Raw genomic sequence first — 13,378 nt, 5'->3', positions numbered from 1 at the left:
TGAACGCGGAAGGGGCGGGCATGGGTGTGAATCGACGGGGCTTCCTGACCGCCGCGGCGCTGACGGTGCCCGCGGCGGGCCTCGCGACGAGTTCCGCTTGCGCCGCCCCGAGGTCCACCGACCTCGGCCCGGGCGTCAAGGCCGGGGCGGACGTCCTCGCCGCGCGGAACTGGCAGGACATCACCGGCCGCCGGGTCGGGGTGGTGACCAACCCGACCGGCGTGCTCGCGTCGCTGGAGCACGTCGTGGACGTCATGCACGCCAGCGGGGCGGTGGACGTGGTCGCGGTCTTCGGGCCGGAGCACGGGTTCCGCGGCACGTCGCAGGCCGGTGGTTCGGAGGGCGACTACCGCGACCCGCGCACCGGCCTGCCCGTGTACGACGCGTACGGGGCCGACGCGGCGAAGCTGGCCGAGATGTTCCGCAAGGCGGGCGTCGAGCAGGTCGTGTTCGACATCGCCGACGTGGGCGCCCGCTTCTACACCTACATCTGGACGATGTTCACCGCGATGCAGGCGGCCCGCCAGGTCGGAGCGGCGTTCCTGGTGCTGGACCGGCCGAACCCGATCGGCTCCCGGGTCGCCGGCCCGCGGCTGGACCTGCGGTTCGCCTCCGGCGTCGGGCTGCTGCCGATCGTGCAGCAGCACGGCATGACCGTCGGCGAGCTGGCACGGCTGTTCGACCGCGAGTACCTGCCGAGCCCGCTGGAGCGCCTCGACGTGATCCGCGTGGAGGGCTGGCGCGGGCGCGGCGCGGACGCCGGGCTGCCGTGGGTCCCGCCCAGCCCGAACATGCCGATCCCGGACACCGCGGCGGTCTACCCGGGGACCGGGCTGTTCGAGGGCACCGTGCTGTCCGAGGGCCGCGGCACCACCAGGCCGTTCGAGATCATCGGCGCGCCCGGCATCGACTGGCGCTGGGCGGAGGAGCTCAACGCCGCCGGACTGGCGGGGCTCCGGTTCCGCGAAACCTACTTCGTGCCGACTTTCTCCAAGCACGCCAACGCAACCTGCGGCGGCGTGCAGGTCTACCGCTCGGGCGAGGTCGACGCGATCGGCGCCACCGTCGCGATGATCACCACGGCGCGCCGGCTGTACCCGCAGGTCTTCGGCTGGCGACCCGACAACATGATCGACAAGCTGTCCGGCTCGGACCGCCTGCGCACGATGGTCGACGCGGGGGCCGACGTGCCCGAGATCGTCGGCCCCTGGCAGGACGACGTGGCGGACTTCCAACGACAACGCGAGCCGTACCTGCTGTACCGCTGAGGGGGACGCGATGGGCAAGACCATTCTGGTGGCGGTCGCGCTGCTTTCGGTCACCGCGCTGGCGGGGTCCGCCACGGCATCGCCCGGCCACGTGTACGGGCACTTCGACCGGCCGCAGGACGGCTTCGCGCCGGCCGGCACCGTGTTGTCCGACGGGAGCCCGGAAGACGTCGGGCTCGATCCCCGCCCGATCGACGCGGCACTGCAGCAGATCGCGGCCTGGACGGACAAGACGCCCGGCCGCGAGCACCCGATGTACGCGGGCGCGGTGAGCCTGCTGGTGCACGAGGGCGTCGTGGTGCGCCGTTCGGTGGCCGGGCACGAGCTGCGCTACGCGGACGGCAACGGCACCGAACTGCCTCCCGAGCAGCGGGAACCGATGCATCGCGACACGATCTTCGACGTCGCGTCGATCAGCAAGCTGTTCACCTCGATCGCGGTGCTGCAGCTGGTCGACGACGGGAGCGTGCAGCTCGACGCGCCGGTGGCGACCTACCTGCCGGAGTTCGGCGTCAACGGCAAGGAATCGATCACCGTCGAGCAGCTGCTCACCCACACCTCCGGGCTGCAGGCCGAGGCCCAGCTGTGGAAACTGCCGCCGGAGCAGCGAATCCCGTCGATCATGCAGCTCACTCCGAAGCACCCGCCGGGCACCAACTACACCTACTCCGACCCGAACATGATCACGCTCGGGCTGCTGGTCGCACGCGTCTCGGACGCCCCGCTGGACCAGGTGGTGGCGGAGCGGATCACCGGGCCGCTGGGCATGACCGACACCGGCTACAACCCGCCCGCCTCAGAGCTGCACCGCATCGCGGCGACGGAGTACGAGGCCGATCCGCCGCGCGGCATGGTCCGCGGCCAGGCGCACGACGAGAACGCCTGGGCGCTCGGCGGCGTCGCCGGGCAGGCCGGGGTCTTCTCCACCGCCGACGACCTCGCGGTGCTGGGGCAGGCGGTGCTCAACGGCGGGACCTACGGCGGCAACCGCATCCTGTCGGAGGAAGGCGTCGAGATGATGCTGACCGACTTCAACGGCGCTTTTCCCGGCAACTCGCACGGTCTGGGCTTCGAGCTGGACCAGCGGTGGTACATGGCCGGGCTCAGCGGGCCGCGGACGGCGGGGCACACCGGCTTCACCGGCACGTCGCTGGTGATTGATCCGACGTCCCGCTCGGTGGCGGTGCTGCTGACCAACCGGGTGCACCCGTCGCGGCAGTGGGGGTCGAACAACGCCGCCCGGCAGGCCTTGGCGCAGGGCATGGCCCGCGCCCTCGGCGTGGCACCGGCTCGGGGCTCGGAGTCGTGGTTCTCCGAGCACGGCGGGACGTTGACGACAGACGCGTTGGGGCCGGTCAGCGGCCCGACGCAGGTGTCGTTCTTCGCGTTCGTGGACACCCAGCGCGACGGCGACGGCGCGGACCCGCTGCTCGTGGAGTCCAGTGTGGACGATGCAGGGTGGCGGCCGGTGCCACTGCAGGCGTCCGGTCCCGGCGCGCCCGACGAGCCGCAGGATTCGTTGGCCGGGGCCGGGCATCGGAGCTGGTGGAAGGTGCGCGGCATGGTCGACGCGAACGCCGGCCAGCAGCTGCGCCTGCGGTGGCGCTACGCGCCGGACGCGCAGTACACCGGGCGCGGCGTGAACGTGGACGGAGTCCACGTGGCCGACCGCGACGCGACGCTGCTGGACGGCGAGCTCGAGGCCGCGCGTCTCCACCCCGAAGGCTGGCTCTCCACCGACCGCTGACCCCAAGGCGGCCGCAATTTCCATTGAAATTGCGGAAGTTGTCCACAGCCTCCGGTGTGTCGTGTGCCCGACTCGCCGGAGGTCCGCAATTTCAATGGAAATCGAAGGTCCGATTTCCATTGAAATTGCGGTGGAACCCGGTCATGGGAGTGGGGTCCAGGTGGTGGTGGGTTCGGTGGTGACCCGGCCGAACTGGACGTCCGCGAAGTGGATCCCGAAGCCGATCGTGTTCGGTTCCCGGAGCTCGCGCAACAGCTCCTGGCGCGACCTGACCGCCGCGTCGTGGTCGACGTCCGCCCACACCGGCCAGGCAGGGTTCTCGATCTGCACCGCGCTGTGCAGCGCATCGCCCAGTACGATCAGGCGCCGGCCGCCCGAGGAGATCGTGTACGAGGCATGGCCCGGCGTGTGACCGAAGGCGGTCCGCACCCGCACGCCCGGGAAGACCTCCTGTCCATCGTGGACGGTCTCCACCCGCTCGCCCAGCCGGTCCAGCATCTCCTCCGTGACGTCCGCGGCGTGCTGGTCGCGGCGCTCCCACTCGCGCTCGGACAGCAGCACCCGCGCCTTCGGGAACGCCCCGTGGTGCGCCCAGCCGATGTGGTCGGTGTGCAGGTGGGTGATCGCGACGGCTTCGATCTCGTCGGGTTCGCGGCCCAGCGCGGCCAGGTTGTCCAGCAGGTCGCGGCCGTGGATCGCGCCGATGGCCGGGTTCGCCGGATCGTCCGGCGAGCCAGCCGGCCCGTAGCCCGCGTCGATCAGCATCGCCCGCGAACCGCGCTCGACGAGCAGCCCGCCGATGCTGGCGACCAGCTGCCCGGCCTCGTCGAGGTGCCGTGCGTGTTCGCGCCAATCGGCTTCGGTCGTCCCCGGGAACCAGCCGCGCGGCTTGAGGCCCACGACGCCGTCCGGGACGTAGCTGACGCGCAGGTCACCGAGGTCGATCGAGCGAATTCCGGCCACGGCGTTCCAGCGTTGTGCATCGTTCATGGCACCAAAACTTACAACTTGAATTATTAAAGTTGCAACAGTTCTAGCTTGCTAGACTCACCACATGGACGAGCCGATGGCCGCACGCGAGCTCTGCAGCCTGATCAGCGAGCTCGCGCACAACATCGACGAGCACGTGCGCGGCTGCGTCGCCGACACCGACCTCACCGCACCCCAGGCGATCGCGCTGCGCGAGCTGAGCGAGCCGCTGACCATGCGCGAGCTCGCCGACCGGATGCACTGCGCGACGTCGAACGTGACCTTCGTGGTCGACCGACTGGAGAAGCAGGGCCTGGTCACCCGGCAGCCGCACCCGCGCGACCGCCGCGCCAAGCAGCTCACCCTGACCGCCGAAGGCGAGCGGCAGCGGGCGAACATCATCGACCGCTTCTCGGTGAACACCCCGCTGGCCGGGCTCACCCCGGCGGACCAGCAAGCCCTGCACGACCTCCTCCGGCGGGCCCTCGCCGACCGCTAGCGGCGGGCCGCCGTTCGAGTCGCGGGGCGGGTCGCGGGCGGGCAGGGTCGTACCGCAGCCGCAAATCGTTCGGAGGGAGTCGAAGTGTCGGCGATTCCGCAGGACCGCGAGGAAATCCTGAACAAGCGCGCCTTCGCCCACGTGGCCACCATCGGGCCGCACGGCGAACCGCAGTCCAGTCCGGTGTGGATCGACTGGGACGGCCGGTACCTGAAGTTCAGCCAGACCAAGACGCGGCAGAAGTACCGGAACCTCAAGCGGGAGCCGCGCATCGCCATCTCCGTGCACGACCCGGACCAGCCCTACCGGTACGTGGAGGTGCGCGGCAAGGTCGCCAAGATCGAGGACGACCCGGACCGCGCGTTCATCAACAAGATGGCGAAGAAGTACCTCGACGAGGACGAGTACCCGTGGCCCCGGCCCGGCGAGGAGCGCGTGATCGTCTACGTCGAACCGGAGCACTCGACGAAGCAGTGACGGCGGTGGGCGCGATTTCGCGCGAAATCGCGCCCACCCCGGTCGCGTAGGCGGTAGGACGTGGGCGCCGGTCCGGTCCGTGGTCGGACCGCCGCGCCGAAGTACATCGCGATCGAGAAGCCCGCCGAGGCCAGGAACGCCACCACTCCGACCGGGTCCACCGCGTGCAGCATGCCGCGGCGGAACTACGGCTCCTTCGGCCCCGGCTTCCGCCGGCGGTAGCCGCGCGGGGCGAACCGGAGGGTGTAGTCCTCCAGCGTCTCCCACACCGCCTCCGCCACGACCATCCGCCGCCTCCCCGTCGAACGCACGAGCGGAGGGCAGTGTTCGGCATCGATGTTTCGAGCACGGCGGTGCGCGTTTCCGGATCATGACGCCGGGTGTGAATCGCATCGTCGCAGCGTCGGACCGGGAATTACCCCTTTCGGAGTAGTTGGGTTCCGAGGCAACCTGGGTATGAGATTGCCGCGTCTTCCCCGCGGAAACCCGGAAGAGGCCCATTGACCTGCACAAGCGACGGTTAGTAAGTTTCCCACATGGTCACTGACGACACGTTCCGCGAATCGGGCGAGTCCAGCCCGCTCGTCAAGATTCGCTCCCTGCTGCCCGGCCTCGCCCGGGCGGAACAGCGCGTGGCCAACATCGTGCTCGCCGATCCCGCGTCGATAGCCCGGCGCAGCATCACCGAGGTCGCCGAGGCCGCGGGCACCAGCGAAACCACCGTCACGCGGTTCTGCAAGGCGATCGGCGTCGGCGGCTACCCGGACCTGCGGATCGCGCTGGCCGCCGACACGGCGCGCACGTCCGTCCGCGACCGCGAGCTGGGCAGCGACATCGCCCCGGACGACGACCTCGGGCAGATCATCGAGAAGGTCGGTTACGCCGACGCGAAGGCGGTCGAGGAGACCGCCGGGCAGCTGGACGCCGCGATCCTGCAACGCCTCGTCGACGACGTCGCCACCGCCCGCCGCATCGACGTCTACGGCGTCGGCGCCAGCGCGTTCGTCGCGCTCGACCTGCAGCAGAAGCTGCACCGCATCGGCCTGACTTGCTTCGCGTGGGCCGACACGCACAACGCGCTGACCTCGGCCGCGGTGCTGCGGGAGGGCGACGTCGCGATCGGCATCTCGCACACCGGCGCCACCAGCGAGACGGTCGAGGCGCTGCGCGAAGCGCGGCGGCGCGGCGCCACCACCGCGGCGCTGACGAACTTCGCCCGCTCGCCCATCACCGAGGTCGCCGACCGCGTGCTGACCACCGCGGTGCGCGAGACCACCTACCGCTCCGGCGCCATGGCCAGCCGCATCGGCCAGCTGACCGTGATCGACTGCCTGTTCATCGGCGTCGCGCAGCGACACCTGGACCAGGCGAAGGCCGCGCTGGAGGCCACTTACGAGGCAGTGGGCGGCCACCGCCTCGACAGCCGCCCGGACCGCCGGCGGCAGAAGGAGACGTGATGCGCGACCCCGACCCGCACCCCGAGCGGGTGCTCCCGCAACTGCCGCAGGAGGCGTGATGAGCCCGGACCGCGCGGTCCGCGTGGACGCTCCCACCGAGCGCAGCAACCCCAGGACCAGGGATATCGACCTGCTGCCGACCCTGGACATCCTGCGCGTGCTCAACGGCGAGGACCGGACGGTGCCGGTCGCGGTCGGCCAAGTGCTGCCCGAACTCGCCCGCGCGGTCGACATGGCCGTCGCGGCGCTGCGCGCGGGCGGCCGCGTGCACTACGTCGGCGCGGGCACCTCCGGGCGGCTCGCGGTGCTGGACGCCGCCGAGCTGATCCCGACCTTCAACGTGCCGCCGACCTGGTTCGTCGCGCACCAGGCGGGCGGCCCCGAGGCGTTCCGGCGCGCTGTGGAGAACGCCGAGGACGACGTCGATTCCGGCGCCGCCGCCATCCGGGAGGACGCCAACGGGCTCGACTTCGTCCTCGGGCTGGCCGCGTCCGGGCGCACCCCGTACGTGCTGGGCGCGTTGGACGCCGCGCGGCAGATCGGGGCGGGAACGGCGCTGGTGACGTCGAACCCGGACGTCGGGCCGGTGCCGGCCGACGTGGTGATCGCGGTGGACACCGGGCCGGAACCGATCAGCGGTTCGACCCGGATGAAGGCGGGCACCGCGCAGAAGCTGGTGCTGACCTCGTTCTCCACCGCGGTGATGATCCGGATGGGCCGCACCTACTCGAACCTGATGGTCAGCATGCTCGCCACGAACGCGAAGCTGCGCGGCCGCACCATCGGGATCCTGCAGGAGGCGACGGGCGCCTCGGAAGAGGTGTGCTCGACGGCGCTCACGGCGGCGGACGGAGACCTCAAGACGGCGTTGGTGCACCTGCTCACCGGCGTCGACATCGAGCGCGCAGCGGCGGCGCTGGCGGTCGCCGACGGCCACGTCCGCGACGCCCTCCGCGCAGTGGGGGAATGACCGGGAGCTCCGTTTCTACTGGTCAGGACCCGTGCGCACTTTGTGCTGCTATAGCAACAAAAAGTGCTCACGGGCTTTTAGCAGCGGAAACGGAGCTTCAAGCTGCTGCCATCGGCAGGTCGTAGCTGCGGCGGACGCTGGAGCCGAGGACCGCGATGTTCGCGCCGTAGATGTGGATCGAGATCGCCTTGGACGTCCCCGCGTTGCGCACCAGGTGGATGTCGCCGGGCGGCGCGAAACCGCACACCTCGCCCGGCTGGTTGGTGGCGTGCCCTGCCAGGACCAGGTGGTCGTCGCGGATCTCGTAGCGCTGCTCGTGCTCCACGCCCTCGTAAACGCCGGTGACGCACCACGAGACGTGGTCGTGCACGGGAGTCTCCTGCCCGGGCAACCACACCAGGGCGACGATCGAGAAGCTGCCGTCGGGTTCCACGTGCAGGACGTGCTGCCGGTAGTTGTCGGGATCGCCGATCCGCTGTTCCGGGCGCAACAGGTCCGGCTCGGCCAGGAACGGCCGGAGGGCTTCCTGGACCAGTTCGGCGGTTTCGGCCGCCTCGGCACCCCGCTGCACCCGCTCGCGAATCGCCCCGGCCAGTTCAGTCAGCTGCGAAGTCATGCGAATCACCTTGCCCCGACCGGAATCCGCACGTCGACCACCGAAAACTTGGTGACTCTCAAAGAAGAGCTTATGGCTCAGATGCACCGTTCGACGCGTGGCGTCCAGGCGCCGTCCGAGGTCCCGCCACCCGCGCTGCGGGGCAAACTGCGTCCGGGAACAGGCTTCAGCGCATCGCGGTACCGACCCGTTCGAAGGTTTCCAGCATCAGCGCGGTTGCCGGGATTCGGTGGTGGTCGCGCAGCGCGTACGCCGACACCTGTCTGTTCGCCAGCCTCCGCACCCGTCGGCTGATCACCTTCGGGTGCCGCAGGAACGACAGCACCAGGCTGGGCATCAGCGCGATGCCGGTCCCGGCCGCGACCAGGCTCTGCACCGCGAGGTTGTCGTCCGTGGTGAAGGCGATGTCCGGCTCGAAGCCGACCGCGCCGCACTCCTGCACGAAGTGGTCGCGGCAACGCGTGCATCCGGCGATCCAGCGCTCGTCGGCGAGATCGGCCAGTTCGACCGATCTCCGCTTGGCCAGCCGGTGTCCCTTCGGCAGCACCGCGACGACGGGGTCGTCCAGCACGGCTACGCCCACCAGGTCGCCGTCCAGCTGCTCCGCCACCCCCGGGTACGTGAAGGCCAGGGCGACGTCGCATTCGCCGCGCCGCAAGGTTTCCATCGAGTCAGGGGGTTCCGCCTCGATGAGCCGGATCCGCAGGTCCGGGTGGTCGCGCGCGATGTGCACGGTCGCGGCGGGCACGATCGTCGCGCTGGCACTCGGGAAAGAGCAGATGCGCAGGTTTCCCGCGCGCAGCTGTCGGATCGCCGCGATCTGGTTCTGCGCGGCGTCGAGGTCGTGCAGAACAGATGCGGCGTGGCGGGCCAGCACCTCGCCCGCTTCGGTCAACCGCATGGTCCGGCCGGCGCGGGTGAAAAGCGGTGTGCCGACGGTGTGTTCCAACGCGCGCATCTGCTGGCTCACCGCGGGCTGGCTGTAGCCGAGACGCCGAGCCGCGCCGGAGTACGAGCCGGTCTGCACCACCTCGTGGAACATCCGGATGTACCGCGGATCGACCATGCAGAGAATCTCTCACGTTCGCCTGGATCGCGGCACTGCTGATACGGCGCTTCAAGCCGCCCGAACGGCCGAACCGCGCAACTCCCCGAGCTGATCGCGCAGCTGATCACGCACCCGCGTCAATTCGTCGATCCGCTGCTGGACCAGCGCCAGCCGCTGCTCGAACACGTCGATCTTGGGCGTGCGGTCGGCGCAGGTGTGCACCGGATCGGCCAGGCATCCGTCGATGAGCCGAAGGTCGGCGGAGGTGAGTCCGGCGGCGAGCAGGAGCTGGATGTTCGCCACCACCGTGACCGCGTCCGGGCCGTAAACCCGGTAGCCGTTCGCCGAACGCTCCGGCCGCAGCAAGCCCTGCTCCTCGTAGTAGCGCAACGCCCGCGTCGTGGCGCCGGTGGCGTCGGCCAACTCACCGATCCGCATGCCGCCTCCCCTGGTCCGGATCGACGGTAAACCTTGACGCCAGCATGAAGGTCAAGCCCCCGGTTCCAGCGCGACCACCGGGATGAGCCGCGCTGTCCGCTCCTGGAAGTCGGCGAACTGCACTCCTTCGAACGCTCCGCCGACCTCGCCGCGGTTCGCGCGGCACCTCCCGATTCACGTCGTTCATCGCGACACCTCGACCATCCGCCGGTCACCGGCTGATTCGACCACTGCGATCACCAGGGCCAGCACAGCGAGCACCCCGCCGGCCACCGGAACCATCCACAGTGGAAAGCCGTGCCCGATCAACCGCCCGCCGAACCAGCCCCCGGCGGTGATGCCGAGGTTGAACGCGGAGCTCTGCACGGTGAGCGCGAGCGTTCTGGCCTGTTGCGATGCGACGGCGAGCAGCCTGGTGTTCACCACCGGGATCACCGCGTAGTAAGCGGCACCGAAGGCGAACAACGCCGCGACGGTGAGCGGCTTGTTCGCGGCAACGGACCCCAACAGCAGCAATGCGGCAGCGAGCGAGGCGAGCGCGCCGCAGATCGCCGGCATCAGGGCGCGATCGGCGAGCCTCCCGCCGAGCACGTTGCCCGCGGTGCCACCGATCCCGAAGACCAGCAGCAACGCGGTGACGGTCATCGGCCCGAAACCGGTGACGTCCGTGAGCATCGGGGTGATGTAGGTGTAGGCGGTGAACGCGGCGGCGGCTCCCAGCGCCGTCATCGCGACCGTGACCTGCACCCTGCGATCACCGAGCACGCGCAGTTCTGCGAGCCGTCCGGCAACGGCCCGCTGCCCGGTCGGCAGCAGCAGCCGCAACAGCGCCGTCGCGGCGAGCGTCAATGCGGCCAACGCCCAGAACACCGCCCGCCAGCCGAGCCACTGGCCAACCGCGGCGCCGATCGGCAACCCGATGACCGTCGCCAAACTGAGCCCCAACGACACTCTCGCCACCGCCGACGCACGCCTTTCTGGTGGCACGAGATCCACGGCGACGCCGAAGAACAGCGGCATCAGCGCGGCATGTGCCAAGGCCGCCAACACCCGGGAACCGACCAGCAACGGGAAGGACGGCGACAACGCCGCGACCACGTTGCCCCCGGCGAACAGCAGCATCAGCGCGAGCACCAACGGCTTGCGGGCAAGACCTCCGGTCGCCAGCGCGAGCACCGGCCCGCCCACCACGACCGTCAGTGCGAACATGCTGATCAGCATGCCTGCGATCGGCAGCGAGACGCCGACCTCAGCGGCGATCTCCGGCAGCAGGCCCGCAAGCATGATCTCGCCGGTACCGAGGATGAAGGCGCAGCCGGTGAGCACCAGCAGAAGCAGGCCTGGGTGGGGTTCCGTTGCACTCATGGCACCGAGCGTCCGCGTTCACGCCAGGCGTGAAGGTCAACCCGGCGTGAGCAGGACCACTCGCACCATCAGCGTCCCTTGTGAACGAAAGAGGGCGCCGACCTCGACCCGCGCCCTTGCCCGCGAGTCAGTCCGGGAGGCCGGCGGCGACGTTGCGGTAGGCGTCGGTGACGAGGCTCCAGAAGCCCTCGGAGTCGAGGGTCGTGGCGACGTCGGCGTTGTGGACGTCGGCCGGGGCCCGGAAGTCCGTGACCGTCATGCCCGAGGTGAACCGGCCCTGGGTTTCGACGTCGACGCGGGCCGGCACCGTCTCGAACAGCCCCGGGTCGATCACGTAGGCGACCGCGCACGCGTCGTGGATCGCCGGGCCCTCGTCCTGGTAACTGATGTGACTGCCGTAGAAGTCCAGGCACGGCGTGATCAGCTGGGACTCCAGCCGACCGAGGCCGGCGAACCGCGCGCGCACCGCGGCGTTCGCCCGCGCCTGGTAGGTCAGGTCCAGCCCGATCATCACCGTCCGCCAGGGCGCGTTGAACGCGACGGCGGCGCCCTCGGGATCGGCGAGGATGTTGAACTCGGCGGCGGGGTTGGTGTTGCCGCGGGTGTAGGAGCCGCCCATGATCACGAACTGCCCGGCCCACTCGGCGATCCGCGGCTCCTTGCGCAGCGCGAGGGCGATGTTGGTGAGCGGCCCGACCGCCACCAGGCTGATCTCGCCGGGCGCGCCGGCCAGGGTGTCGATGATGAAGTCGACGGCGTGCCGGCCGCTCAGCTCCGACTTCGGCTCCGGCAGCACCACGCCGCCGAGACCGGTGTTCCCGTGCACGTCCCCAGCAGTCCGAGGCTCGCGCACCAGCGGCCGCCCAGCGCCGCGCGAGACCGGGGCGTCCATGCCGTAGTAGTCGTGCAGCCGCAGGGCGTTGTCGGTGGTGTGCTCCAGTTCGACGTTGCCGCCGACGGTCGTCACGCCGACCACGTCCAGCTCCGGGCTGCCGTGCGCCAGCGCCAACGCCAGCGCGTCGTCGATGCCCGGATCGCAGTCGATCAAAATCTTCTTCACGCCGTGTCCCTCGCCTCTAGCGGCTGTTTTGGATGTCGTGGGGTTTTGCCTTTGAAGCGGCGCAGCCGCTTAGCCCGCCTACGCAACCGGCGCCGCCGCGGGTTCTCAGGGGTCTTCTCGCGAGGACAGCCCCGACGTGGTGAATTGGCATTCATGAGTCGGGGATCCCACAGCGAGAAGACCCCTGAGGTTCCGCTACCCGCACCGCCACGCAGAGCAAGTTCGGAAACAGGCTCTTTAGCCCTCGCGGGAAGTCAGCTCTCCTGGACGGCGTCGGCGATCGACTTCGCCTCGCGCGCCCCGGCCTCCAACGCCTTGCAGCAGTACACGATCCAGGCCGCGACCGCGTCGATCTCGCCGGTGGCGAAGCCGAGGGCCAGCTCGGCGTACTCCTCCTGGCGCCGGAAGTACGCGACCTCGGGAACCACCAGGCCCTTCGGGTCCAACCCGCTGCCGATCACGCTCAGCCGCGCCGCGGCCCGCGCGATCACGCCGTCGGCGGTGCCGAACGGCTGCAGCGCGAGGAGCTCGCCGTGCACGACGGCGGCCAGCACCGGGCCCGGGCCCTGCGCCTCCCGATCGGCGATGATCTCGGCGAGCAGGTCGAGCCGCTCGGCGATCACCGGGTCGGCCTGCGGACGGCCGAGCAGGTCCGGGTCGTCGATCAGATCCGCGGCCGCGAGCACGTGCATCCGGGCCAGCGCCTGCCGCGGCGCCCGCTGCCAGGTGGGCAGCAGCGTGCCCATCGCCTCGGCGATCCGCAGCGAGCCGGCCAGCAGCGGGTCGGTGACCTCGCCGGACTCCGGAATCTCGGCCGCGCCGCCCGCGATGGCCGCCGATGCGCGAGCCGCCCGGACCGATGCCTCGGCCGCGGTGGCGGGCCAGCCGCGCCGGTTGGCCGGGTGCCGGTGCACCTCGTCGATCGCCGCGCGGGCGGCGGTCACGGCGTCGGCGACGCCGTCCAGCTCCAGCAGCGGCACCAGCGATGGCTTCTCGTTCACGCCCGACGACGCTACCGGCACGCCATCACCCCATCGCCCGGTCATGCTGCGACATGTGACACAGTGGCCGCGCTGCCGCCCTGCGTAATGCGGCGATATCGGACCGTATTGCCGGGATTGGTCTGAACCATTTGGACGAACCCTCTGTTGCAGTGAGCCCGATCGCATTACGGTTCCCATAGCACTGACATCCCCGCACCAGGGAGGTTCTCGGCAATGACCCAGCCCGACGGGCAGAGCAACACGCTCGACAACCTGCTCACCGAAAGCAGGGCATTCCCGCCGTCCCAGGAGTTCGCGGCGCAGGCCAACGCCACGTCGGCACTGTACGAGGAAGCCTCGGCCGATCGGGAGGCGTTCTGGGCGAAGCAAGCCGAGCGGCTGGCCTGGGACACCAAGTGGGACCAGGTCCTGGACTGGTCGAACGCGCCGTTCGCGAAGTGGTACGTGGGCGGCAAGCTGA

General features: G+C 70.3%; 14 protein-coding genes. 7 read left to right on the top strand and 7 right to left on the bottom strand.

Annotation, left to right across the window (positions count from 1 at the left end; translation table 11 throughout):
* Window positions 1-20: 20 nt before the first annotated feature.
* Together E1288_RS12265 and E1288_RS12260 are read left to right on the top strand one after the other, a co-directional pair.
* On the top strand, window positions 21-1,268 hold the full coding sequence (locus E1288_RS12265; protein ID WP_207954310.1) for an exo-beta-N-acetylmuramidase NamZ family protein: 1,248 nt from the start codon (window positions 21-23) through the stop codon (window positions 1,266-1,268).
* A 10-nt stretch (window positions 1,269-1,278) separates the two neighbouring features.
* On the top strand, window positions 1,279-3,015 hold the full coding sequence (locus E1288_RS12260) for a serine hydrolase domain-containing protein (RefSeq protein ID WP_132484419.1): 1,737 nt from the start codon (window positions 1,279-1,281) through the stop codon (window positions 3,013-3,015).
* 141 nt (window positions 3,016-3,156) lie between these two features.
* Here the strand turns inward: E1288_RS12260 and E1288_RS12255 are convergent, their stop codons facing one another.
* Window positions 3,157-4,005 (bottom strand): MBL fold metallo-hydrolase, encoded by an 849-nt coding sequence (locus tag E1288_RS12255; RefSeq protein ID WP_207954309.1) that lies wholly within the window; start codon window positions 4,003-4,005, stop codon window positions 3,157-3,159.
* Window positions 4,006-4,069: 64 nt separating this feature from the next.
* On the opposite strand from E1288_RS12255, the gene E1288_RS12250 reads away from it, so the two are divergent.
* The 4 genes from E1288_RS12250 (at window position 4,070) to E1288_RS12235 (ending at window position 7,387) form a co-directional block, all read left to right on the top strand.
* Complete coding sequence (locus tag E1288_RS12250; RefSeq protein WP_235883508.1) at window positions 4,070-4,483, top strand: MarR family winged helix-turn-helix transcriptional regulator; 414 nt, start codon at window positions 4,070-4,072, stop codon at window positions 4,481-4,483.
* Between the two features lie 84 nt (window positions 4,484-4,567).
* Window positions 4,568-4,960, top strand: coding sequence for a PPOX class F420-dependent oxidoreductase (locus E1288_RS12245; RefSeq protein ID WP_132484417.1), 393 nt, complete (start codon window positions 4,568-4,570; stop codon window positions 4,958-4,960).
* A 536-nt stretch (window positions 4,961-5,496) separates the two neighbouring features.
* The gene (locus tag E1288_RS12240) at window positions 5,497-6,417 is read left to right on the top strand and encodes a MurR/RpiR family transcriptional regulator (RefSeq protein WP_132484415.1); all 921 of its coding nucleotides are present in this window, start codon (window positions 5,497-5,499) and stop codon (window positions 6,415-6,417) included.
* A 58-nt stretch (window positions 6,418-6,475) separates the two neighbouring features.
* The gene (locus tag E1288_RS12235; protein WP_397530098.1) at window positions 6,476-7,387 is read left to right on the top strand and encodes an N-acetylmuramic acid 6-phosphate etherase; all 912 of its coding nucleotides are present in this window, start codon (window positions 6,476-6,478) and stop codon (window positions 7,385-7,387) included.
* Window positions 7,388-7,484: 97 nt separating this feature from the next.
* On the opposite strand, the gene E1288_RS12230 is transcribed toward E1288_RS12235, so the two are convergent.
* The 6 genes from E1288_RS12230 to E1288_RS12205 all read right to left on the bottom strand — a co-directional run bounded on the left by E1288_RS12230 (window position 7,485) and on the right by E1288_RS12205 (window position 12,915).
* Window positions 7,485-8,003, bottom strand: coding sequence for a cysteine dioxygenase family protein (locus tag E1288_RS12230; protein ID WP_132484411.1), 519 nt, complete (start codon window positions 8,001-8,003; stop codon window positions 7,485-7,487).
* Window positions 8,004-8,169: 166 nt separating this feature from the next.
* Window positions 8,170-9,069 carry a LysR family transcriptional regulator gene (locus E1288_RS12225; RefSeq protein ID WP_132484409.1) on the bottom strand — a complete coding sequence of 300 codons (900 nt, stop codon included), beginning with the start codon at window positions 9,067-9,069 and terminating at the stop codon, window positions 8,170-8,172.
* A 51-nt stretch (window positions 9,070-9,120) separates the two neighbouring features.
* Entirely contained in the window at window positions 9,121-9,489 is a 369-nt protein-coding gene (locus E1288_RS12220) for a MerR family transcriptional regulator (RefSeq protein ID WP_132484407.1), read from the bottom strand.
* A gap of 183 nt (window positions 9,490-9,672) precedes the next feature.
* Entirely contained in the window at window positions 9,673-10,854 is a 1,182-nt protein-coding gene (locus E1288_RS12215; RefSeq protein WP_132484405.1) for an MFS transporter, read from the bottom strand.
* Window positions 10,855-10,981: 127 nt separating this feature from the next.
* A complete protein-coding gene (locus E1288_RS12210; RefSeq protein WP_132484403.1) occupies window positions 10,982-11,914 on the bottom strand; it encodes a nucleoside hydrolase in 933 nt (310 codons plus the stop codon).
* A 254-nt stretch (window positions 11,915-12,168) separates the two neighbouring features.
* Window positions 12,169-12,915 (bottom strand): Fic family protein, encoded by a 747-nt coding sequence (locus tag E1288_RS12205; RefSeq protein WP_132484401.1) that lies wholly within the window; start codon window positions 12,913-12,915, stop codon window positions 12,169-12,171.
* A 216-nt stretch (window positions 12,916-13,131) separates the two neighbouring features.
* Here E1288_RS12205 and E1288_RS12200 point away from each other — a divergent pair.
* The coding region (locus tag E1288_RS12200; RefSeq protein WP_328592455.1) for an acetyl-coenzyme A synthetase N-terminal domain-containing protein at window positions 13,132-13,378 on the top strand (247 nt) is incomplete at its 3' end.

This window comes from Saccharopolyspora elongata (assembly GCF_004348985.1).
Lineage (GTDB): Bacteria > Actinomycetota > Actinomycetes > Mycobacteriales > Pseudonocardiaceae > Saccharopolyspora > Saccharopolyspora elongata.
Note: the sequence above shows the minus strand (reverse complement) of the source record. Positions and strands in the feature narration are given on the sequence as shown.